Origin of the sequence: Neoaquamicrobium sediminum (assembly GCF_013240295.1) — a bacterium.
GTDB lineage: Bacteria > Pseudomonadota > Alphaproteobacteria > Rhizobiales > Rhizobiaceae > Aerobium > Aerobium sediminum.
Genome location: NZ_JABETK010000001.1, coordinates 1786567 through 1808817 on the forward strand (window position 1 = coordinate 1786567; position 22251 = coordinate 1808817).

The window sequence follows — 22251 nt, forward strand, 5'->3', positions numbered from 1 at the left end:
CTGCCGCCATGCTGGCGGCGTCCACGGCCATCATACCTGCCGGCGCCGCGCTCGCTCAGGACGGCGAAACGATCACCGCGGTGATGCATTCGGGCCTGCGCGTGCTCGACCCGATCATCACCACGGCGCATATCACCCGCAATCACGGCTACATGATCTATGACGTGCTGGTCGCGCAGGACAAGAACTTCACGCCGCAGCCGCAGATGGCGGAGTTCGCCGTCTCCGACGACGGGCTGACCTACACATTCACGCTGCGCGACGGCCTCAAGTTCCATGACGGCGAACCGGTGACGGCCGCCGATGCGGTTGCCTCGCTGCAGCGCTGGGGCAAGCGCGATTCCGGCGGTCAGCTCATCTTCGACGTGACTGCGAGCCTGGAAGCGACGGACGACAAGACCGTTACCTGGACCCTGTCGGAGCCGTTCGGCCCGCTGCTCGACATCGTCAGCAAGCAGTCGGCGGTGCCGCCTTTCATCATGCCTGCGCGTGTAGCCGAAACCTCCGCCGATGAGGCGATCACCGACTATACCGGGTCTGGGCCGTTTGTCTTCGTGGAGGAGGAATTCGAACCCGGCGTCTCGGTGACTTACGCCAAGTTCGCGGACTATGTGCCGCGCGAGGAGCCCGTCGACTGGATGGCGGGTGGCAAGGTCGTCAACGTCGACACGGTGAAATGGGTGGCGATGCCCGACGCCCAGACGGCGATCAACGCGCTGGTTTCGGGGAGATCGACTATCTCGAGCAAACGCCGATCGACCTGCTGCCGATCCTCGAGGCCAGCCCCGACGTCGTGGTGGAGGTGCGCGATCCGCTTGGCTATCAGACGATGGGCCGCATGAACTTCAAGCACCCGCCGTTCGACGACGTGAAGATCCGGCAGGCGGCCCTGATGGCGATGAGCCAGGAGCCGGTGCTGGCAACCCTGATCGGCAATCCCGAGTACTACCAGATGTGCGGTGCCGTGTTCGGGTGCGGAACGCCACTGGAGTCCGCTACGGGAACGGAGAGCCTCACGGGTGCCGGAGACGCGGCCGGCGCCAAAGCGCTGCTCGAAGAGGCCGGCTATGACGGCACGCCGATCGTGCTGATGCAGCCGACCGACGTGGTGACGCTTACCGCCCAGCCTGTGGTGGCTGCGCAGCAGTTGCGCGAAGCCGGCTTCAACGTCGACATGCAGGCGATGGACTGGCAGACGCTGGTGACGCGCCGCGCCAGCCAGTCGGCGCCTTCGGAAGGCGGCTGGAACATCTTCTTCACCAACTGGATGGTGCCAGAGATTTCCTCGCCGCTGATCAACCCGATGGTCAACGGTCGCGGCGACGCTGCCTGGTTCGGCTGGCCCGAGGATCCGGCGCTGGAAGAGCTGCGCGCGGAGTTCATCGCCGCCACCTCTGCGGACGCGCAGAAGGAGATCGCGGAACGCATCCAGGCGCATGTCATCGATGTCGTGAACTACGTGCCGCTCGGTCAGTATCTGCCGGTCCAGTCGCGGCGCACGAACATCGTCAACATGATCCCCGCCCCGGTACCGGTGTTCTGGGAGGTCGACAAAACCGAGTAAGGCCCGCTTCGTCCCCGCCTTCGCGGCGGGGGACGTCATTTCCTCCGAGTCCAGAAGGGGCCACCTCGCCGATGCTTGGCTACATCATCCGGCGCATCCTTGCCGTCATTCCCGTGATGGCGATCGTCGCGATCTTCGTCTTCCTGCTTCTGCGCCTGACGCCGGGCGATCCCGCGGCGATCATCGCGGGTGATTCCGCTACACCCGCCCAGCTCGAGCGCATCCGGGAATCGCTCGGCCTGTCCGAGCCGCTCCACGTGCAGCTCGTCACCTGGATCGGGCAGCTCTTCCAGGGCGACCTCGGTACGTCGATCATCTCCAACCAGCCGGTGACGCGGCTCATCGGCCAGCGCATCTGGCCGACGCTACAGATCGGCACGCTGACCATCATCCTGTCGGTGCTGATTGCCGTGCCGCTCGGCGTGCTCGCCGCCTGGCGCCACCGGACCTGGGTCGACTACGCGGTGATGACCTTTTCCGTGCTCGGCTTCTCGATACCGGTCTTCGTCATCGGCTACATCTTCATCAAGATCTTCGCGATCGACCTGCGCTGGCTGCCCGTGCAGGGCTACAGCGCGCCGAGCGAAAATCTTCAGGCTTTCTTCCTGCGGGCGATCCTGCCCTGCCTGACGCTGGCGACGATCTACGTCGCGCTGATCGCGCGGATGACGCGCGCGAGCATGCTGGAGGTGCTGGGCGAGGACTATGTGCGCACCGCCCGCGCCAAGGGCGTGAAGGAGCGGATTGTGCTGTTCCGTCATGCGCTGCGTAACGCGGCGGTGCCGATCATGACCATTATCGGCACCGGTTTCGCACTGCTGATCTCGGGCGTGGTGGTGACGGAGAGCGTGTTCAACATCCCCGGCATCGGCAGGCTCACCGTCGACGCGATCCTGGCGCGGGATTATCCGGTGATCCAGGCGATGATCCTGCTGACGAGCGCGATCTACGTGTTCATCAATCTCCTTATCGACATCTCCTATACCTTCTTCGATCCGAGGATCCGCTACTGATGGCCGGCCAACCGCAACCGACCTCCGCCATGCAGGTTGTGCTCGGCGCGATCCAGCTTCCGGCGTCCTTCCGCCTCGGTGTCGGCCCGATCATCGCAGCGGTCGTGCTCTTCCTGATCGTGCTGGCGACAGCCACGGCCTATCTCTACGTGCCGCACGACCCGATGAACATGAACGCACTGCAACGCCTCAAGGGGCCGAGCGAGACCTTCTGGCTCGGCACCGATCCTTACGGCCGCGACCTGTTCTCGCGCGTTATGATCGGCGGGCAGGTGTCGCTGCTGATTGGCGTCGGCGCGGCAATCGTTTCCGTCTTTATCGGTTTGGTGATCGGCCTCGTCTCCGGTTTCTTCCGTACCGCGGACGCGATCATCATGCGCATCATGGATGCCCTTATGGCGATCCCCTCGATCCTGCTGGCCATCGCGCTGGTCGCGCTTAACGGGCCGAGCATCTGGTCGGTGATCTTTGCGATCACCATTCCGGAAATCCCACGGGTGGTTCGCCTGGTGCGCTCGGTCGTGCTTTCGGCGCGCGAGGAGCCCTATGTCGAGGCGGCGATCGCGCTCGGCTCCTCGATGTCGAAGATATTGTGGCAGCACCTGATGCCGAACACGCTTGCGCCGATCATCGTGCAGGGTACCTATATCTGCGCCTCGGCGATCCTGACCGAGGCGATCCTGTCGTTCCTGGGCGCCGGCGTTTCGACCGAAATCCCCACTTGGGGCAACATCATGGCCGAGGGGCGCATGTTCTTCCAGATCAAGCCGGAACTGATCTTCTGGCCGGGACTGATGCTGTCGCTTTGCATCCTCTCCATCAATTTGCTCGGCGACACGGCGCGGGACATGCTCGATCCGCGGCTCAAGAAGCGGGAGGCCTGAGCGATGATCTTCCGCAACCGTGATTTCTCGGACCGTCCCACGGCTTTGCAGATCAAGGGCCTTTCAGTCGCCACCGTCGGCGGCAGGACGGAAACGCAGATCCTTTCTTCCATCGACGTGACGATCCGTGACGGGGAGACCGTTTGCCTCGTGGGCGAGTCGGGTTCCGGCAAGTCGGTCACCTCGCTCGCCGTCATGGGCCTGCTTCCCAAAGGCTCGCTCGAGGTCACCGGCGGACGCATCGAGCTGGAGGGTCAGAACCTTCTCGACCTTGATGCCGGCGCGATGCGGGAGATGCGGGCGCGCCGTATCTCGATGATCTTCCAGGAACCGATGACGGCGCTGAACCCGGTCATGACGGTTGGCGCGCAGATCGAGGAAGTGCTCGACAGCCACACGAGGCTGGGAGCCGCCGAGAAGAAAAAGCGCGTCATCGACATCATGGAGCAGGTGCACCTGCCCGACGTCGAGCGCATCTACGGCTCCTACCCGCATCAGCTTTCCGGAGGCCAGCGCCAGCGCATCATGATCGCAATGGCGCTGATCCTCGAACCCAAGCTGCTGATCGCCGATGAGCCGACGACGGCGCTCGACGTGACGACGCAGAACCAGGTGCTCAAGCTCATCGCCGAGCTGCAGGAGCGCCACGGCACCGCCGTGCTCTTCATCACGCACGACATGGGCGTCGTGGCCGAGATCGCCGATACCGTGTACGTCATGCGGCATGGAGAAATCGTCGAACATGCCCCAGTGGAAACGCTGCTTCGTTCGCCCCGCAAAGTCTATACGCGCGAGCTGCTCGCCGCGGTTCCAAGTCTGATCCCGCGCGCGGCACGTGCTTCCCGTGATGACGCCCCGGCGCTGGACGTCAAGGGCCTGACCAAGATCTACGATACGCGCGGCGCCTTCAAGAAAGGCCGGCAGACGCGGGCGGCCGAGAATGTCGATTTCGCGATCGGCCGTGGCCGCACACTCGGCATTGTCGGCGAAAGCGGATCGGGCAAGTCGACGGTGGCGCGCTGCATCATGCGTCTCATCGATCCGACCGACGGCGAAATCCGGGTCGGGCAGGCCGACATCGCCAAGCTCAATCGCGCCGCGCTCCAGCCGCACCGCAAGCATATCCAGATCGTCTTCCAGGACCCGTTCCGGTCGCTCAATCCGCGCTGGACGATCGGCGACAGCCTCATCGAGGGACTGCTCAATTTCGGCCAGTCGCGCGACGAGGCCCTCAAGCACGCCGGCGAACTGATGGAGCTGGTCGGCCTGCCGCGCGACGCGCTCAGGCGCTATCCGCATCAGTTCTCGGGCGGCCAGCGCCAGCGCATTGCCATAGCCCGCGCGATCGCGATGCGGCCCGACATCCTCGTCGCCGACGAAGCCGTGTCGGCGCTGGACGTTTCGGTTCAGGCGCAGGTGCTGAAACTGCTGGACGACCTGCAGGAAAAGCTCGGCATCGCCATTCTCTTCATCACGCACGACCTGCGGGTCGCCGCGCAGATCTGCGACGAGGTGGTGGTGATGCAGCATGGCCGCATCGTCGAGCACGACACGGCCGAGAACGTGCTGGGCCGCCCGGCGCACGATTATACGCGGGCGCTCATAGAAGCAGCGCCCGGTCGAAGCTGGGACTTCGCCAATTTCAGGGAACTCGCGACGAACTGAGCGTCGCACATGCCAAGGAGACGACCATGCCAAGCCTGCCCCGGATCGAGGAATATGCCGACGAGCTGACCGCCATCAGGCGCGACCTGCACGAGCATCCGGAGATCGGTTTCGAGGAGACGCGCACGGCGGGCATCGTCGCGGAGAAGCTTCGTTCCTGGGGCATCGAGGTGCATACCGGCATCGGCAAGACCGGTGTCGTCGGCGTGCTGGAGGGCAAGGGCGGCGGCGGCCGCGCGGTCGGACTGCGCGCCGACATGGACGCCCTGCCGATGGACGAGGAAACGAACCTGCCGTGGCGCTCGAAATCGGCGGGCAAGTTTCACGGCTGTGGCCATGACGGGCATACGACCATGCTGCTGGGTGCGGCACGCTACCTTTCCGAGACGCGGGACTTTTCCGGCAAGGCGGTGTTCATCTTCCAGCCCGCCGAGGAAGGCCTTGGCGGCGCGCGCGCCATGCTTGCCGATGGGCTTTTCGAGCGGTTTCCCTGCGACGAAGTCTACGGCATGCACAACAACCCGCTCGCCACCCCCAACAAGGTTGGCGTGAAGCCGGGACCGGCGATGGCGGGATCGACCTTCTTCGACATCCATGTGAAGGGCGTCGGCAGCCATGGCGCCATGCCGCACCATTCGAAGGACCCGATCGTTGCGATTACCTCACTGGTGCAGACGCTGCAGTCGATCGTCAGCCGCAACGTGCCGGCGGTGAAGCCGGCCGTGCTGTCGGTCACGCAAATCCATTCCGGATCGGCCTACAATGTCGTGCCCGACAAGGCGATGATCTGCGGCACGATCCGCTATTTCGACGACGAAGTCCGCGATCTCATCCACAAGCGGATCGAGGAGATGTGCGAGGGCTATTCGAAGCTGTTCGGCATCGAGGTGACGGCGGATCTGCGGCCGATCTTCACCGTACTGATGAACGACGCCGATCTGAGCGAAGCCTATCTTGAAGCGGCTTCCGATATCGTGGGCGCGGACAACATTACCACCGAGAACGAACTGGTGATGGGCAGCGAGGATTTTGCCGACATGCTGAAGGCCGTGCCGGGTGCCTATTGCACCATCGGCCATGGGGGCGACGTGCCGGTTCACAATCCGGGTTTCGTCTTTGACGACGCCATCCTTCCGGTGGGCGCCAGCGTCATGGCGCGCATCGTCGAAAAGCGCCTGCCGCTGAGCTGAGCTTAACATTCGAGGGCGGAACCCCGACGCATCGGCGGGGTTCGTGCGCCCGTCCGGCGATTTCAGCCGATGCCGAAAGACGCATTCATGAACCTGAACGCACTTCCCTTCGACAGCGACGCCATGCTTTCCGGGCTGAAGCCCTGGATCGAGTGCGAAAGCCCGACATTCGACGCAGCCGCCGTCGACCGGATGATGGACCTTGCGAGCTACGATCTGGCGGCCGCAGGCGCCGAGATCGAGCGGATCCCCGGCCGCATGGGGTTCGGGGGCTCCGTCCGCGCGCGGTTTCCGCACAAGGATTTCGGCAAGCCGGGCATCCTGATCTCCGGCCATCTCGACACCGTTCACCCTATCGGCACGCTTGAGAAGCTGCCTTTCCGCCGTGACGGCAACAAATGCTACGGCCCCGGCATCCAGGACATGAAGGGCGGCAACTACGCGGCGGTTGAGGCGGTCCGGCAGCTCGCGCTGGCCGGCATCGAAACGCCTCTGCCCGTGACAGTGCTGTTCACGCCGGACGAGGAGGTCGGCACGCCCTCGACCCGCGAGCTGATCGAGATGGAAGCGCGGAAGAACAGATATGTGTTGGTTCCGGAGCCCGCGCGCCCCGACGGCGGCGCGGTGACCGGCCGCTACGCTATCGCCCGGTTCAATCTGAAGACAGAGGGCCGGCCGAGCCACGCCGGCTGGGCGCTGAAGGACGGTCGCTCGGCGATCGCGCTGATGGCGCGCAAGCTGCTTGAGGTGGAAGCGATGACCACCGACGACTGCACCTTCTCCGTGGGCGTCATTCATGCCGGCCAGTGGGTCAACTGCGTTTCGTCAGTCTGCCATGCAGAAGCGCTGTCGATGGCGAAGCGCCAGGATGATCTTGACCGGGGCGTCGAGGCGATGCTGGCGTTGACGGCGGAGGAGAACGACGTCCGGTTCGAGGTGACGCGCGGGGTTACCCGTCCTGTCTGGGAGCCGGACGCGGGCACCATGGCGCTTTATGAAGTGGGCAAGGCGGTGGCCGCCGAGATCGGCTTCGACCTGACGCATGGCAGCGCCGGCGGCGGCTCGGACGGAAACTTCACCGGCGCGCTCGGCATCCCGACGCTCGATTCGATCGGCGTGCGCGGCGCGGGGCTACACACGCTTGGCGAACATATCGAGGTGGACAGCCTTGCGGAACGGGCGCGGCTGATCGCGGGTCTGCTCGCCCGCCTCGACTGAAACGAGGATGCGGGCGGTAAGCGTGGTGCTGTAACGGCAAGAAGCGCGGCGCCGCGATCTACCCGGCGCGCTCGGCCTCTTGCTGGAAGCGCTTCCATGAAAGGTCTATCCGGTCTCGCACGGCGGGGTTAGGCTTGTGGACCCGCGCGATCCGGACCGAGCGTTCGACGACCGCAGCAAGGTCCGCAGGCTCTGCGGACGCGCGCGCGAGGATCGCTGCGCCGGTGGCCGACGTGTCGCGTTCGGCGACGACACGCACCTCGCGATCCAGCACGTCGGCGATGATCTGACACCATGCAGGCGACTGGGCGCCGCCTTCGGCAAGATGGACCCGCTCAAGCCCGACGCCGGCCACCTCGAAGCTTTCCAGACAGGCACGGATGTTGAAGGCGACGCCCTCATAGACCGCGCGCACGAGATGGCCGGCTCCGTGGGTGACGTTCAGTCCCGCGAAGGCGGCAAAGCGCGATGGGTCGTTCCACGGCGTGCCGGCGCCTTCGAGGAAAGGCAGGAAAATCGCAGCGCCCGATCCTGGCTCCGTTGCCTGAACAAGGCGTTCAAGGTCGTCAAAGCCGAAGGGGCGGCCGGCAAAACCGGTGCCGAGATTGCGGAGCCAGGCGATCGAGAGGCCGCCGGCGGGGATGAGCCCAAGCCATAGTTCGCGGTCGGGCGTGACGTGCGCCATGCGCCACAGACCCGGAACCAGCGCCGGCGGCTGGTTGGGAACGGAGGCGACGATATGGCCGGCTGTGCCGAGCGTCACCGCAGCAGTGCCGGCCGCGAACGCGCCGCAGCCGACGCCGAGCGCGCCGGTGTCGCCCGATCCGGGCACGACGCCGAGGCCACGGGGCAGGCCGGTTGCTGCCGATGCCTCGGCGGTGACGCGGCCGACAATTTCGGTTGAGGCGCGGATCGAACTGAAATGGCCGGGCGCGAGGCCCGAGAGGGTCACCAGCGCCGGGTCCCATTGGCGGCTGGCGAGGTCCATCATCAGCGTCGCCGACGCCTCATTGGCATCCGTCGCGACGGCGCCAGTGAGGCGCCACAGGATGTAATCCTTGACCTGAAACACATGTCTTGCCCGCTGCATTCGCGCAGGCTCATGCCGGGCCAGCCATTGCAGTTTGGGCAGCACCGCGATCGGAGAGGTTGGGGACGAGACCTTGGCTGCAAGCGCCTCGGCATGCGAGCGCTCGAGTTCGGCGACCTCGTCGCTACAGCGCTGGTCGAGCCAGATGAGGCTCCGTCCAAGAGCCGCGCCGTCGGCATCGATCAGCACGATACCGTTCAATTGTCCCGACAGGCCGGCCGCTATAACGCTCGCGGGGTCGATTTCCGCCATGGCGGATGCGGCAGCGGTCGAAAGCGCGCGCCACCAGTCCTCGGGCTCCTGTTCGGCGCGATCCGGTGCGGGCTTGAAGGTCTCGTAGCCGCTGCTCGCGTGAGCCGCGACCGTGCCGTCCCCACGCAGCGCCACAACCTTGACCGCGGAGGTGCCGAAATCGATCCCGAGCGTCAGGCCGTCAACCACGCCGGCCCTGCTGGTAGATGATGGCCGCAACGGCGATGACCAGACCCTGCACGATCAACTTGCCTGACTGGTCCACACCGAACACCGTCAGCAGGTTGAGGACCATGACGAGAAGGGCGGCACCCAGCACGGTTCCCACTGCGCCGCCGGCTCCGCCGCCGAACACCGCTCCGCCGAGGATCACAGCGGCAATCGAGCTCAGCACGTAGTCGGCGCCGAGGTTCAGCGAGCCGACGCCGACGAGGCCGGAAAGCAGCAGACCGCCGCTCGCCGCAAACAGCCCGCTGAGGACATGAGAGACGAGTAGCGTACGATTCACCGGGATGCCGGAATAGGTGGTGGGCAGACGGGTTGTCGCCCGCGGCGAAGATGTAGCGGCCGATCGTGAGCCGGCGCATGAGCAGATAGGCGACGATGGCGAAGCCGAGCCAGATGAGGCCGGACACGGGAACGACGCCGATGCGGCCACGGCCGAGCCACTTGATCACGTCGGCCATTGAGCTGCCCGGCGCGCCGCCGGTGTAAAGGAAGCCTATGCCGGTGATGATGGCGGCCGTGCCAAGGGTGACGACGACGGCCGATGCGCGCAGCACCGTTACCAGCACGCCGTTGACGAGGCCGATGAAAAGTCCGGCGGAGAGCGCCACGGCGATGGGTACGGCTGGGGGATAGCCGTTCCACATGGCGTGCGAGACGATGAGGTTGACGAACGCGATCGTCGCACCGACCGAGAGATCGAGCGAACGATTGGCCACGACGAATGTCTGGCCGAGCGCAACGATGCCGAGCGGTGCTGCCTGACGCAGCAGGATCATCAGGAAGGGAAGCGACAGGAACTGCGGCTGGGTGAAGGCCGCAAACACGCAGACCGCTATCAACCCCCAGAAGGCAGGGGGAAGGGAAAGAAGCATCCTCTTCACAGGCCGGCCTCGCGTCTGCGGAAGAGGCTTACGGCGGCAATCAGCATCGTGCCTTTCACGACGAACTGGTAGTAGGGCGATACGCCAGCCAGATTGAGCCCGTTGTTAAGAATGCCGATGATGAGCACGCCGGCAATGGTTCCGATCGGACCGCCGACGCCTCCGGAGAGGAGCGTGCCGCCGAGAGCCGCGCCCAGGACGCTATCGAGCCCCAGTGCGCTGCCGACATTGGGGTCGCCCGACGCGAGGCGTCCGGTCAGGTAGGCACCGGCGAGCGCGGCCGCCAGAGACGAGATCACATAGGTCGATACGCGGATTTTCGGCGCTGCGATGCCGCTTATCCAGGCGGCCTGCGGGTTCTGGCCCGTCGCATAGAGCTTCACGCCGTAGCCGGTCCCGTGCATCAGCCAGATCGCGGCGACGACGCCGGCGACGATCCAGTAGAAGCCGGCGGGAAGGCCGAGGAACGAACCGGACGCCAGCCCGACAAGTGCGCGCGGTGCAACGCCGCCGGGCGTGGGGAGGAGGATCAGGGCGATGCCCTGCACGATCGAGCTGGTCGCCAGCGTCATGATGATAGGATGAACGCGCAGATAGACGCAGCCCATACCATTGGCGAGCCCGACGGTAGCGGCCGCGGCGAAAGCGAGCGGTATCTTGACCGGGTCGGCCAGATCCAGCGTCAGAATGGCCGAGGTCAGCGAAATAACCGCGCCGACGGAGAGGTCGAACCCGGCGCCCAGAAGCACGAAGGTCTGGCCCAGCGAGACGAGAAAGAGGGGTGCGAGCTGGCCCGCAAGGTTCGACAGGTTCGTGCCGGAATAGAAGCTCTGGGGCACGATGACCGACAGCGCGGCCAGCATCAACGCCAGGATCGCGAAGGACAAGGCCGCGCCGCGCTGGCGGTACCAGAACGCATCCTGCCGGAAGCGGGCAAGAAGCCTGCGCGGGGCACTTGGCGATGCGGCGCTCATGCCGCCTGGCTTTCGACGGCAGGCAAGGCCGCCCGCAGCAATTCGCTCTCGGTCGCGCCCTCGGCCGGAACCTCGGCGACGATCCTGCCGTCGCGGATGACAAGAAGACGGTCGCAGAGGCCGATAAGTTCTGGCAGTTCGCGCGACGTGACGAGTATTCCGCGCCCGCCGGCGGCGAACTGCCTGAGCTGGCGGTAGATTTCGCGCTTGGCGCCGACATCGACGCCGCGCGTCGGTTCCTCGCAGAGAAGGATACGGGCGCCCGCAAGCAGCCAGCGGCCCAGCACCACCTTCTGCTGGTTGCCGCCCGAAAGATCGACGACCGCCGTTCGTGCGTCCGGCGCCTTGACGGCAAGGTCCTTCATGATGCCGCCGACCTGCTGCCGCATGCCGGGAACCCAAGACAGAATCCCACGCCGCGCGATGGCGGCCGTGGCCATGTTGGCGCCGATGTCGAGCGACAGGAACAGCCCGTCATCCTTGCGGCTTTCCGGGACGAAGCCGATGCCCGCCGCCATGCGCCGACGCTCCGAGTGCCCCTCGATCGCATTGCCGCCGAGGACGAGCGAGCCGCCATCGGCTTTGTCGAAGCCCGCCAGAAGGCGCATAAGCTCCTGCTGGCCCTGGCCTTCCAGGCCTGCGATCCCGACGATCTCGCCCTCGCGGATTTCGAGCGACAGAGGATGCGGCGACGCCTCTCCGCGCAGATCCTTTGCGGCGAGCAACACGGGTCCGGGTTGCGCGGCGCGCGGCTCGAAGAGCTCCTCGATGGGGCGGCCCACCATGCCCTGGATGACCTCGTCGACGTCCGTTTCCGCCGCCGGCACGCAACGGACGAATGCGCCGTCTTTCATGATCGTGATGTCGTCGCAGATCGCGAAGATCTCGCTCAGCCGATGGGAGATGTAGAAGATGACCTTGCCTTCGCCGGCGAGCCTGCGGATCAACGCAAACAGGGTCTGGACTTCGTGCGAGGCAAGCGCGGCGGTCGGCTCGTCGAAGATGAAGACCGACGCGTCGGCGAGGACCCCTTTGGCGATCTCGATCATCTGCTGCTGGCCGACGCTCAGTGCGCCGACCCGCCGGTCGGGATCGATGCGAAGGTCGAGCGCGGCAAGTGCGGCGACCGTCCTCGCCTTCATCTCGCCGCGCCCGACGGCCCTGCCGTTTTCGCCGGTGCGGCCGAGAAAGAGGTTTTCCGCCACCGACAGGTTGGGCAGCAGGGAAAATTCCTGGAAAATGGTGGAAATGCCGGCGTGATGCGCATCGCTGGGATGGTTGAACTGGACCGTCTCGCCACGCAGGCGGATCGTTCCGGCATCCGGCCTGAACACGCCCGAAAGCAGCTTCATCAGCGTCGATTTGCCGGCTCCGTTCTCGCCCATGACGGCATGAACCTTGCCAGCGTGGCCGACGAGCTGCATGTCGCGCAGGGCCTTGACCGGGCCAAAGCTCTTGCTGAGGCCTTCGACCTGGATCAGGGGAGTGGCAGCCACCATCGCATCCAAACTAAATCACAGATTTGCGCAGCGTGCCGCGCATGCCATCGGCCCGGCAAGGCCGGGCCGACAGGATGATGATAGCCTCAGTTGCCGTAGAGTTCCTTCAGCTTATCGTCGGGCAGGATGGAGCCCACCCAGTAGGAATCGTTCAGATCCGGACGATAGAGCTCATCGAGGTCGGCCGAGGTATAGGGCTCGGCGACGACCTTGTATTCGCCGTAGATGTCCTGGCCATTGAGCACGCCCACGGCGGCGGCCACACCTTCGGCAACCATCCAGGTGGGGTTCTGCGGTGCGATCGAGTCGAAGCCGGCAGACTGGTTGTCCTTCCATGCGCCGAAGAAGCCGTTATTGGCCTCACCGGTCATCGGGACGAGATCGCGGCCCAGCTCGTTGAAGACCTCGATGCAAGCCTGCGTCATGGCGCCGCCCGACGACCACACGCCGTCGATCTGCGGGTGAGCCAGCGCAAGGCTCTCGCACGCCTGGCGGCCCTGGTCATAGGCCCACTGCGCGTAGACCTCGCCGACGACCTCGATGCCCGGATGCTTTTCGAAAACCTCCGCGGCGCCCGCCCAGCGGTCGGTGTCGACCGAGATGCCGGCGATGCCGCGCAGTGCGATAACCTTGCCTTCGCCGCCCATGGATTCGGCGAGGAATTCGCCGCCGTCGCGACCGAACTTGACCTGATCGGCGAGGATGCGGACGGTCGCCTTCTCCGTCTCGGCGTCGGCCGCGACGATGATTACGGCTACGCCTGCGTCATAGGCCTTCTCGAGCACGGGCACGACGGCAACCGGCGAGGTCGGGTTGATGACGATCGCGTCGACGCCCTGAGCCAGCATGTCCTCGACGTCGGCCACCTGCTTCGAGGGGTCGAAATTGGCGTCGGTGACGATATAGCGCTCGATCTCGGGAAACTGGGCGGCGCGCCATTCGGCTTCGGCAAGAAGCTGGACGACCCAGCTATTGCCGGTGAAGACGTTCGAGAAGCCGATCGTATATTTGCCGTCGCGGCGCGCTTCATAGCGCGAGACGTCGACGAGTTCGGCGCCCTCGGCGGGCCCGAGACCGGGATGAAGCTTCACCTCGGTCTGCGCGTGGGCAGCCTGGGTGAGAAGTGCGAGCGCCACGCCCGTGCAGATGCCGGAAAATCTCATTGCAGTTCCCCTTTGCGTTGACCGGCGCCCCCGCAACGATGAGCGACGCCAGCTTCCATCGAGGAAACTCTAACAGCCCAGCCAGAAATGTAAAGATTTTCCTTTTCGGCTCACGACTTTATATCACTTTGAATTTGCTATATTTTTTCATGCAAAAATTTTCATTGTTAGGACTCAGGGCTTTGGCCGCGCGCAAGGCCCGCCTTGATCTTGGCAAGAAGGCCTTCCCGGTCCAGTTCGGCCGACTGTCCGATATGGAATGCCAGCAGCCCGATGACATAGTGGTAGGCGAAATGCGAGATCGACGGGGTGTAGATGTCGATCTCCTCGAAGACGGATATTTCCAGGAGGATGTCGGCCTTGCGCGAAAGCGGCGTATGCGGTGCGGTCATGCAAAGCACCTGTGCGCCCTGGCGATGGGCCATGTCGGCTGCGTCGAGCACTTCCTGCGAATGGCCGGTGTGCGAAATGCAGATGGCGACGTCGCCAACGCCCAGCAGGCTGGAGGCGATGCGCATGAAATGCGAGTCGGCCACATAGGTGGCTTCCAGGCCAAGCCGCATGAGACGCATTGCCGTTTCCGAGGCGATGAGGCCGGACACGGCTACACCGAAGGTGCGTATGCGCCTTGCCGAGCGTATCGCGCGGATGGCGTCGACCAGCGCTTCCGGGTTGAGGCGGGTGAAGGTCGAGTTCAGCGAGGCAACGACCTGCTGGAGATAGAGATATTCCAGCCTGCCGCCGGCGATCTCGACCTCGTCGAGAGCCTGGATCGACTGGTGGTAGTAGGGGCTCTGGGCGCTCTTGGCCTGCGCGATCGACAGCTTCAGTTCACGGAAGCCTTCGACCTCGAGGAGCCTGCTGAAACGGGTGAGCGAGGAGGCCGAGACACCGGCAGCCTCGGCGACATCGGTAATCGAGCCGCGCAGGAAGAAATCCGCATCGGCGAGGATGAGGTCGGCGATCTTCTTCTCGGCCTTCTTCAGCCCGGGATAAATCTTGGAAATGCGGCTGAAGACGTCGTTCATGATCGGTCCTGGATCGACTTGGCGATGGGACCGATATGGACCACGTCAGGCTTCCGCGCAAATCTCGCGGACGGCGCGCGCCATGGAGTCCACGAAGATCGAGAGCATCGCCTCGCCCTTCTCGGCAGTGGCAAGCGTGGCGTCTCCGAAAACGCCGCTCTCGCTGAGCTCGCCCATGGGGCGACCGCCCTGGAAATAGCCGCGGTCACGGTCGGGATATTCCCGGACTGCCTTGTCCATGTCGACAAGGTGCGGAGCGACGGCGAGCATGAGCGACGTCTCGAACTCGCAGGCATGGACGATGCCGTGCCAGGTCGGGCTTTCGCAGTGCTCGGCCATCACGGTGCCCAGATCCGGATAGAACAGCCGCCAGACCTTGACGCCGGCATGGTCCCATAGGCGGCGGGAGGCGTATTTCATCGTGGCGCCGTTCGCCTCGTGCCCGTTTATCAGGAACACGTGCCGGACGCCGTGACGGGCGAGGCTTTCCGCGATCTGGACGATCACATCCTCAAGCGTGCGGGATTCAACCGTTACCGAGCCCGGTGCGTCGCGCCATACCCAGGAATAGCCGTAGGGCATCGCCGGCATCACGGTTGCGCCCGTGGCCTCGGCGACCCGGACGGCCAGCGCCTCGGCGAGGATGATGTCGACGCCGAGCGGCAGGTGATAGCCATGCTGCTCCGTCGCGCCGAGAGGCAGGATCACCGCGGGAAATTGCGCGATGCGTGCGGCAAAGGCATCGCGGGAAAGGTTCTTGGCTTCGACAGTCATGGATAGCTCGCCGCTGGTCGTTGGTTTCAAAGGCTCAGAACCGGGCGAGCCAGCGCACCGGATTCTTCTTGAAGATGGTGTCGATCACATCGTCCGAAATGCCCTCCTCGCGCATGCGGGGAATGAACTTCGTCGCGATGAAGGCAAAGCCCGGCCCGCCGCCATAGCCGGCAAGATAGGAGGCGCGCCCCATATCGCCCGAAATCATCAGGCGCGACGCATGGCCGGCCTCGACCAGGGCCTTCACGCAGGCGATGCGCACGGAATCTGGATGGTACTTGACCTTGGAAACGCCGTCGAACTGGACGGTCGCGCCGCGCCTGGCGATCGAGGCGTGATACCACGGGTCCGGATTGCGGTCGGAGTGGCCGACAACGACCGCCTCGAGGTCGACACCCTCGCTTTCGAGAATATCGAGCATCTCCAGGCCCATCGTACCGGCTTCCGTGTGAAGCCAGACAGGCGCGCCGGTTTCCTTGTGCGCACGCGCGACGGCGCGGGTCGTCTTGTCTTCCAGCGCATGGATGAAGTTGTAGGAGCCGCCGGATTTCAGGTGGCCAGCCTTGTGCGATCCGCCGTCCATGCCTTCCATAACGTCGCGCACGAGCTTGTCGGCGATGCCGTTGACCGGCGTCGTCTCGACCCAGCGCGGGAAATAGGCGGCCTTGTTGAAGCCGCTAACGGCGACGACCGGCACACCCGCCTCGGCGGACATGCGCGCCATCGCCGACGGGTCGCGGCCGTAGTCGAGCGTCGTCGCCTCGACCAGCAGCGTTCCGCCCGACTCCTTGAAAATGACCAGCTCGCGCAACGAGCATTCGTAGCTCGACAGTTCGAGATCGCGATCCTTCTGGACCGCCGGAGGATAGGTGATCAGGTGCTCGTGGGTGTAGACGAGCCCGAGCCTGTCGGTCCCGATGTCGCCCAGAACGGTGCGGATCTTGGCCATGTGCTTCTCACGGTTTGCGCTGCAAACGGCGCAGCGATGGCCAACCTACCAAAAGCGAGCGTCATTGCAATTATTTTCGTAGATGCGTGTTGTGACTTTATGATGCCGGAAAATCAGCTATAATCTTTGAGAAAACTATTTTCACAAGGATATGGATCATGGCCTTCGTTCGAACCGTGAGTGGCGACATCGACCCTTCGGAAATGGGCGTGACCTATGCGCACGACCACATCTATTGCATTCCGCAGCTCTGGAAGGAAAAGGGCGATACCGATCTCCTGCTCGACAGTCCCGAGGCCTCGCAGGCGGAACTGGAACTCTTCGCGAAGGCGGGCGGGCGCACGATCTACGACGCCACGGCGATCGACTACGGTCGCGACGTCGGCACCGTCAAGCGGATCGCGGAAGCCGCCGGCGTGCAGGTGATCGCGACGGCCGGTTTTAACAAGGCGATCATGTGGCCGGGCACGATGCCCGGCAAGGGGATGACCTTCAACGAGTGGATCGCCTCGCAGAGCCGCGACGCACTCGCGCGCCACGTGGTCGCCGAGGTCACCGAAGGCATGGACGGCACTGATGTCAGGGGCGGTGTCGTCAAGTTCGGGACCGGCTACAACACGATGAACGAGTCGGAGATCAAGATATTGCTGGCGGTGCTCGACGCCCACAAGGAGACCGGCGCGCCGATCCATTCGCACACCGAACTCGGCACGATGGCCCTCGAGCAGCTCGACCTCGTCAAGGCGGAAGGGGTCGATCCGGCGCGGCTCACCATCGCGCACCTGGACCGCAACCCGGATCCGTGGCTGCACCGCAAGGTGGCCGAAACCGGCGTGTTCTTCTCCTTCGACGGCATCACGCGGGTCAAATATTATTCCGAAGACGTGCGAACCCGCTGCATTCTGGACCTCGTGCGCTGGGGCCATGAGGACCAGATCATGGTCGGCGGCGACATCGCCCGGCGGACGATGTTCGCCAGCTATGGCGAGGGCGGGCTGGGCATGGGCTTCATCCTCGAAAAGTGGAAACCGCGCTTCATCGAGGAGGCCGGGGAAGCCGGCTTCGACGGCGAGAAGCTGGTTCACAAGTTCTTCGTCGAGAATCCCCAGCGCGCCTTCGCGTTTACGGGCTGAGACCCCGTCGGCCCGGTCAAATCTCGTCCAGCGGCCAGATGGGCCGCCGGATGTGCCTGTAGGGACGAGCGAAGAAGTTCTTGGTCGACAGCGCACCGGTGTCGACCTCGATCACCTTGCGGGCGATCGGCTCGAAGGCAGCGCGGAAATGCTGCATAGACTTGACGATAAGCGTGGATTTGCGGTGCGGGTCGACGCCGAGTGACGTGAACTGCGCCAGATCGGTCGCCTGTCCGTTATTGGTGATCACCGCGACCTCGACGCCGTCGATCCGCAGAAGCGCGCTGAGGCCGTGGTTGCGCCATGTTCCGCCGCCGATCGGCCCGTAGGCGATGAAGCGACCGCTGGAGAGCGTGACCACCTCCGCCGTCACATCCAGCGGCGCGCCGCCGATGGACGGGTCGACCTTGCCGCCCAGCTTCAGGCGAACCGTGTTGCCGACGCCCACTTCCTGCGCCTTGAGCGCTGCTTCGGGATCGCAAATGGCATGGAAACCGACATTGGTCAGCCCTGCCTCCAGGATCGAGCGAAGCAGGGTCGTCGCGTCGCCATAGGCGCCCGATCCGGGGTTGTCGGAATAGTCCGAAATCACCAGAGGCCTGTCGTCGTTCGACGGCGCGGCCGCCTCGGCAAGCGCTTCCTCGAGCGGCGTAAAGGTGATCGTCGACCAGTGCCTTTCCTGCCAGACATAGTCCATCAGTTCTTCCGCGATCTCCTGAGCCCTGTTCCTGTCCTCGGCCGTGACTAGGATCGAGGGGCCGATGTCGTGAACGTCGGCAGACGAGAAGCCTGCCTGGACGCTGACGACCAGCGCCTCTCCCGACGCTTCGAGCGCATCGGCCCGCGCGAGCAGCTCGACCATGGGTCTGGATGTGGTCCGACCGCCATCCAGTGCATAGAGGATCGGTCGACGAGCGACGGCGACCCTTGGCCGGATTTCGCCGCGCAGCGTGCGGTCGAGCAGAGCTGCCGCCTGATGCCCGCGCTCGTACTGGTCGATATGCGGATAGGTGCGGTAGGAGATCAGCGCGTCGGCGTTGTCGGCCATGGCCTGCGTTACGGTGGCATGCAGATCGAGGACGACGACGATGGGGATGGACGGCCCGACGGCGGCCCGCATGCGCGCCAGCAATTCGCCTTCGCCATCGTCATGGCTCTGCGTGGACATGGAGCCGTGGAGATGCAGGAGGATGCCGTCCACCTCTCCTGCGGCGGCGAGCAGGATCGCGGCAAACTCCTCGAAACATGCGTCCGTTACTCGTCCTGCCGGCGTTGCGCCGGCAACAAGGGGTGTGACGATCGACCAGTCGAATTTTTCGGTGGCCTCATACCCCGCACCCATGAATGTGTGGGTGCCCTTGAAGGCTGCGGATATCTCGTTGTCGAGATAGAGCGTGCCCTTCTCGAAGCTCGTACGGTCCGTCTTCTGGACGCTGAACGTATTGGTTTCGTGCATGAATTCGGCGATCAAGACGCGTGCTGGCATATTCAAGAGGCCTCGTAACTGGATATCTTCGGCGTCGGCTGCGACGGTGCAACTATAGCCGGAGCCAGCATCCACGCTCCAGATAGCGTTGCGCCAGAGCCCCTCGTCAACGGATGCCGGCTGCTTGATCCTGCGGTGAGGGGTGTCTGGACCGATGACCTCCTCTCCGCAACCGCTATAAAGGTGCGCCACGCGGAACAAGAACAATGAACTGGGGACGGGATGGCGACAGCGCGCGAACTGGGGCTGATGATCGGGGGCTGCCCACGGGACCTCTCAATGCGATCACGGATGTTACCGGCGTGGCGGTGGGGCATCGAACGATATCTGGCAACGGGATTGCCACCGGGGTTACCGCGATCCTGCCGCATAAAGGCGACCTCTTCCGGCTCAAGCCGCGTGCCCGGTCGACGTCATCAACGGTTTCGGAAAATCGGCGGGGCTGATGCAGGTTGCCGAACTTGCAACGATCGAGACGCCGATCCTGCTGACCAATACGTTTGGGGTGGCCGCCTGCACGCAGGCGCTGATCCGCAGGGCGGTCGCGGCCAACCCGGAGATCGGCCGCAGCACGTCGACCGTCAACGCGCTCGTCTGCGAATGCAATGACGGCGGGATCAGCGACATTCAGGCGATGGCGGTTATGCCCCACGATGCCGATATGGCGCTGGATGCCGCAAGGCCGGGCGGCTTCGCCCAGGGTGCGGTCGGCGCGGGGACCGGCATGACGGCGTTCGGCTTCAAGGCCGGCATAGGCACGTCATCCCGGCTGATGCAAATCGATGGCGAGGACTTCACGCTGGGGGCGATGGTTCTGGCGAATTTCGGGCCGGCTGGGCAACTGGTCCTGCCGGACGGCCGGCGACCTGTGCCCGCCCGCGATGCCGAGGCGGAAAAAGGCTCGGTGATCGTGGTTCTGGCGACCGATCTGCCGCTCGGCGACCGTCAGTTGCAGCGGGTGGCGCGTCGCGCAGGCGCGGGGCTGGCGCGGCTTGGCGCGTATTGGGGCAATGGCAGCGGGGACCTTGCCGTCTGCTTTACCACCGCCGATCCGGTCGAGCATGCGCCACAAGCCGCGTTCGCTCCACAGCGGCGTCTGGACGATGCAAAGATCGATCTCGCCTTCCGCGCCGCCGCCGAGGCGACGCAGGAAGCTGTTCTGAACGCGCTGTGTGAGACGCCTGCAACACAAGGCCGCGATGGCCGCCATTACCCCTCGCTCGCCGATTGGCTCAAGGAGAACCCGCTACGATGAAGATTTTCATTTCCGCCGATATCGAAGGCACGGCCGGCATCAACCACTGGGATGAAACGATCCACGGCCATGCCGACTGGCCCGAATATCGCGCCCTGATGACGGCCGAGGTTCTGGCCGCATGCGACGGCGCGCGGGCCGCCGGAGCGACCGAGATCGTGATCAAGGACGCGCATGACAGCGGGCGCAACCTGCTGGTCGAGCGACTGCGCGACGATGTGCGGATCGTGCGCAACTGGTCGGGCCATCCCGACGGTATGATGTTCGGCCTGGACGAGAGCTTCAGTGCCGCCATCTATACCGGCTATCATGCCAAGGCGGGGACCGAGGACAATCCGCTTGCCCACTCGTTCAATCTGAAAATCTCGCGCCTGCTTCTGAATGGCGAGGTGGCGTCGGAGTTCACCGTAAACGCGCTGTGCGCGGCGCTCTACGGTGTGCCTTCGGCGTTTCTTTCCGGAGACGCCGGCATCTGCGCCGACGCGCGCGCGATGGTACCCGGCATAGGGACGGTAGAAACGCTTTTTGGCGCCGGGCCTGCCTCCAATTCCATCGCGCCGGCGCGATCCTGCCGCCTGATTCGTGAAGGGGTCGAGGCTGCTCTGACGGGCGGCGCAGGCGGCATTCCCTCGACGGAGGGACCGTGGGAGGTGGTCGTGGAGTTCGTCAATCCGGTCAACGCGTATCAGTCGCGCTGGTACCCCGGAGCGCGCGAGCACGGTCCGCGGGCAGTGGCGCTCGAGGCGCGGGAGTTCTTCGACATCATGCGTGCCCTGCGGTTCATCAAGGGTTGATTTCGGCCTGAATCTGCTCGGCCGCACGCCACATCGTCTCGACCGGTTTCGATCGGTTGGCGTATTGGCGGTAGAGACGGATCTCGAGATCGAGATGCCAGTCGTCCATTGTGGTGGCGACGACGAGCCGTCCATCCGCCAGTTCCTCGGCGACGAGGCTTTCGGGCAGCCAGCTGAGGCCGAAGCCGGTCATGGCGACCTTCTTGAGCCCGGCACTGATCGTGTTCTCGTGCACGGTGCGACGCGCAAAGGGCGGGCGCTTGGCCAGAAGATGCCCGAGGGCTACCCCGAAGAAGGACGCATAGCCGTAGGACAGGCATGGCACGACGAGATCGCCGGAGACGGCGCGATCGAGGATGCCCGCTCCCTTGTGCGGCGTTCCGAAGATGCGGACCTCCGGTGCCGCGACCGGGACCAGCCGGTCATGTCCGATGGTCAGGTGCTCGAACTTGGCCCGGTCGAGGCGAAGCGGTACCTCGGGATGGGCGTAGGTGAGGAACAGATCCGCGTCTTCCGTGACCATCGCCTCGACATTGGCTTCGATCCCGCCCCGGTCGGGAATGAACGAGGTGCCGAGGGGGCCTGCGACGGCCTCCAACCGACCCAGCCATTCGGGGAAGAAGGTCAAGGTGAGCGTGTGAAGAGCGGCGATGCGCACGAGCCGTGCGCCCGGTGAAGGCCGCAGCGTTTCGCGAATGGCATAGAAAGTGCTGATGGTTTCCTGCGCGACGGGCAGAAAGGCGCGACCCTCCGAGGTCAACTGGGCTGGTACTGTGGCGCGGGTGATCAGGGTTGTACCCAGCCACGATTCCAGCTGCCTGATGCGGCGGCTGAATGCGGACTGGGTCACGTTTCGCAGCTCCGCGGCGCGCGAAAAGCTCGAGGTCTCGGCCAGCGCCACAAAATCTTCGAGCCATTTCATTTCCAACGCAGGCACCCCTTTCTGTCGGCGGCACTATCGGCACTCCCGGAAGCGACGACAAGGATGTAACGCACACATTATGCAGTTTTTGCATGGTCATTTGTCAAAAGCGAATTTGCCAAGCACCGGTCGGGGTCCCACTGTTGGGGCTCTGACAAGGGGCGCGCCAAGATGCCCGTCACAGGAGAATAACGGGGATGCATGGAGGGACCGGCCGGGGCTCGGTATAAATCCATTCGGCGTCGCAGTACGCGGGGGCGTGACGCCAGTCAGAATCACTTCACGATGC

At 64.6% G+C, this 22251-nt stretch carries 17 protein-coding genes and 3 pseudogenes; 9 read left to right on the forward strand and 11 right to left on the reverse strand.

Annotated features, from left to right (window positions below):
* The first annotated feature begins 8 nt into the window (after positions 1-8).
* From HK436_RS08710 to HK436_RS08735, 6 genes and pseudogenes are all read left to right on the forward strand, one after another.
* Positions 9-1564, forward strand: a pseudogene (locus tag HK436_RS08710) (ABC transporter substrate-binding protein).
* A 71-nt stretch (positions 1565-1635) separates the two neighbouring features.
* Positions 1636-2577, forward strand: a complete 942-nt coding sequence (locus HK436_RS08715) for an ABC transporter permease (RefSeq protein ID WP_173188886.1) — start codon at positions 1636-1638, stop codon at positions 2575-2577.
* A 29-nt stretch (positions 2578-2606) separates the two neighbouring features.
* On the forward strand, positions 2607-3461 hold the full coding sequence (locus HK436_RS08720) for an ABC transporter permease (protein WP_244648832.1): 855 nt from the start codon (positions 2607-2609) through the stop codon (positions 3459-3461).
* 3 nt (positions 3462-3464) lie between these two features.
* The gene (locus HK436_RS08725) at positions 3465-5126 is read left to right on the forward strand and encodes an ABC transporter ATP-binding protein (RefSeq protein WP_173188890.1); all 1662 of its coding nucleotides are present in this window, start codon (positions 3465-3467) and stop codon (positions 5124-5126) included.
* Positions 5127-5152: 26 nt separating this feature from the next.
* The gene (locus HK436_RS08730; RefSeq protein ID WP_173188892.1) at positions 5153-6316 is read left to right on the forward strand and encodes a M20 aminoacylase family protein; all 1164 of its coding nucleotides are present in this window, start codon (positions 5153-5155) and stop codon (positions 6314-6316) included.
* Positions 6317-6403: 87 nt separating this feature from the next.
* Complete coding sequence (locus tag HK436_RS08735) at positions 6404-7534, forward strand: M20/M25/M40 family metallo-hydrolase (RefSeq protein ID WP_173188894.1); 1131 nt, start codon at positions 6404-6406, stop codon at positions 7532-7534.
* A gap of 58 nt (positions 7535-7592) precedes the next feature.
* On the opposite strand, the gene HK436_RS08740 is transcribed toward HK436_RS08735, so the two are convergent.
* From HK436_RS08740 to HK436_RS08780, 9 genes and pseudogenes are all read right to left on the reverse strand, one after another.
* Positions 7593-9065 (reverse strand): xylulokinase, encoded by a 1473-nt coding sequence (locus HK436_RS08740; protein ID WP_173188896.1) that lies wholly within the window; start codon positions 9063-9065, stop codon positions 7593-7595.
* A complete protein-coding gene (locus HK436_RS32325) occupies positions 9058-9534 on the reverse strand; it encodes an ABC transporter permease subunit (RefSeq protein ID WP_376769137.1) in 477 nt (158 codons plus the stop codon). Before HK436_RS32325 ends, HK436_RS08740 begins: the two co-directional genes overlap by 8 nt.
* Positions 9467-9976: pseudogene (locus HK436_RS33470) on the reverse strand (ABC transporter permease); the annotation flags it as partial. The gene HK436_RS32325 and the pseudogene HK436_RS33470, both read right to left, overlap by 68 nt.
* A gap of 5 nt (positions 9977-9981) precedes the next feature.
* Positions 9982-10959: an ABC transporter permease gene (locus HK436_RS08755; RefSeq protein ID WP_173188900.1), complete on the reverse strand. Its 978-nt coding sequence runs from the start codon at positions 10957-10959 to the stop codon at positions 9982-9984.
* Positions 10956-12458, reverse strand: a complete 1503-nt coding sequence (locus tag HK436_RS08760; RefSeq protein WP_173188902.1) for a sugar ABC transporter ATP-binding protein — start codon at positions 12456-12458, stop codon at positions 10956-10958. Before HK436_RS08760 ends, HK436_RS08755 begins: the two co-directional genes overlap by 4 nt.
* A gap of 86 nt (positions 12459-12544) precedes the next feature.
* Positions 12545-13621: an ABC transporter substrate-binding protein gene (locus HK436_RS08765; protein ID WP_173188904.1), complete on the reverse strand. Its 1077-nt coding sequence runs from the start codon at positions 13619-13621 to the stop codon at positions 12545-12547.
* A 167-nt stretch (positions 13622-13788) separates the two neighbouring features.
* On the reverse strand, positions 13789-14649 hold the full coding sequence (locus HK436_RS08770; protein ID WP_173188906.1) for a MurR/RpiR family transcriptional regulator: 861 nt from the start codon (positions 14647-14649) through the stop codon (positions 13789-13791).
* Between the two features lie 45 nt (positions 14650-14694).
* On the reverse strand, positions 14695-15423 hold the full coding sequence (locus HK436_RS08775; protein ID WP_173188908.1) for a creatininase family protein: 729 nt from the start codon (positions 15421-15423) through the stop codon (positions 14695-14697).
* A 34-nt stretch (positions 15424-15457) separates the two neighbouring features.
* Complete coding sequence (locus HK436_RS08780; protein ID WP_173188910.1) at positions 15458-16372, reverse strand: phosphotriesterase family protein; 915 nt, start codon at positions 16370-16372, stop codon at positions 15458-15460.
* A 158-nt stretch (positions 16373-16530) separates the two neighbouring features.
* Between HK436_RS08780 and HK436_RS08785 the strand changes: the two genes are divergently transcribed.
* Positions 16531-17505 carry a phosphotriesterase family protein gene (locus HK436_RS08785; RefSeq protein ID WP_173188912.1) on the forward strand — a complete coding sequence of 325 codons (975 nt, stop codon included), beginning with the start codon at positions 16531-16533 and terminating at the stop codon, positions 17503-17505.
* Between the two features lie 16 nt (positions 17506-17521).
* Here the strand turns inward: HK436_RS08785 and HK436_RS08790 are convergent, their stop codons facing one another.
* A complete protein-coding gene (locus tag HK436_RS08790; protein WP_173188915.1) occupies positions 17522-18991 on the reverse strand; it encodes a M81 family metallopeptidase in 1470 nt (489 codons plus the stop codon).
* 222 nt (positions 18992-19213) lie between these two features.
* Here HK436_RS08790 and HK436_RS08795 point away from each other — a divergent pair.
* Positions 19214-20246, forward strand: a pseudogene (locus tag HK436_RS08795) (DmpA family aminopeptidase).
* Entirely contained in the window at positions 20243-21040 is a 798-nt protein-coding gene (locus HK436_RS08800) for a M55 family metallopeptidase (protein ID WP_173188916.1), read from the forward strand. The pseudogene HK436_RS08795 and the gene HK436_RS08800 overlap by 4 nt, the downstream one beginning before the upstream one ends.
* Here HK436_RS08800 and HK436_RS08805 read toward each other — a convergent pair.
* On the reverse strand, positions 21030-21968 hold the full coding sequence (locus HK436_RS08805; protein ID WP_173188918.1) for a LysR family transcriptional regulator: 939 nt from the start codon (positions 21966-21968) through the stop codon (positions 21030-21032). The two genes, HK436_RS08800 and HK436_RS08805, sit on opposite strands and share 11 nt — an antisense overlap.
* Between the last annotated feature and the right edge of the window lie 283 nt (positions 21969-22251).

What these genes read in the sequence shown, in the direction of transcription:
- HK436_RS08715 (WP_173188886.1), top strand. Translation starts at nt 1,636, where the DNA reads ATGCTTGGCTACATCATCCGGCGCATCCTTGCCGTCATTCCCGTGATG.
- HK436_RS08720 (WP_244648832.1), top strand. Translation starts at nt 2,607, where the DNA reads ATGCAGGTTGTGCTCGGCGCGATCCAGCTTCCGGCGTCCTTCCGCCTC.
- HK436_RS08725 (WP_173188890.1), top strand. Translation starts at nt 3,465, where the DNA reads ATGATCTTCCGCAACCGTGATTTCTCGGACCGTCCCACGGCTTTGCAG.
- HK436_RS08730 (WP_173188892.1), top strand. Translation starts at nt 5,153, where the DNA reads ATGCCAAGCCTGCCCCGGATCGAGGAATATGCCGACGAGCTGACCGCC.
- HK436_RS08735 (WP_173188894.1), top strand. Translation starts at nt 6,404, where the DNA reads ATGAACCTGAACGCACTTCCCTTCGACAGCGACGCCATGCTTTCCGGG.
- HK436_RS08755 (WP_173188900.1), bottom strand. Translation starts at nt 10,959, where the DNA reads ATGAGCGCCGCATCGCCAAGTGCCCCGCGCAGGCTTCTTGCCCGCTTC.
- HK436_RS08760 (WP_173188902.1), bottom strand. Translation starts at nt 12,458, where the DNA reads ATGGTGGCTGCCACTCCCCTGATCCAGGTCGAAGGCCTCAGCAAGAGC.
- HK436_RS08765 (WP_173188904.1), bottom strand. Translation starts at nt 13,621, where the DNA reads ATGAGATTTTCCGGCATCTGCACGGGCGTGGCGCTCGCACTTCTCACC.
- HK436_RS08770 (WP_173188906.1), bottom strand. Translation starts at nt 14,649, where the DNA reads ATGAACGACGTCTTCAGCCGCATTTCCAAGATTTATCCCGGGCTGAAG.
- HK436_RS08775 (WP_173188908.1), bottom strand. Translation starts at nt 15,423, where the DNA reads ATGACTGTCGAAGCCAAGAACCTTTCCCGCGATGCCTTTGCCGCACGC.
- HK436_RS08780 (WP_173188910.1), bottom strand. Translation starts at nt 16,372, where the DNA reads ATGGCCAAGATCCGCACCGTTCTGGGCGACATCGGGACCGACAGGCTC.
- HK436_RS08785 (WP_173188912.1), top strand. Translation starts at nt 16,531, where the DNA reads ATGGCCTTCGTTCGAACCGTGAGTGGCGACATCGACCCTTCGGAAATG.
- HK436_RS08790 (WP_173188915.1), bottom strand. Translation starts at nt 18,991, where the DNA reads ATGCCAGCACGCGTCTTGATCGCCGAATTCATGCACGAAACCAATACG.
- HK436_RS08800 (WP_173188916.1), top strand. Translation starts at nt 20,243, where the DNA reads ATGAAGATTTTCATTTCCGCCGATATCGAAGGCACGGCCGGCATCAAC.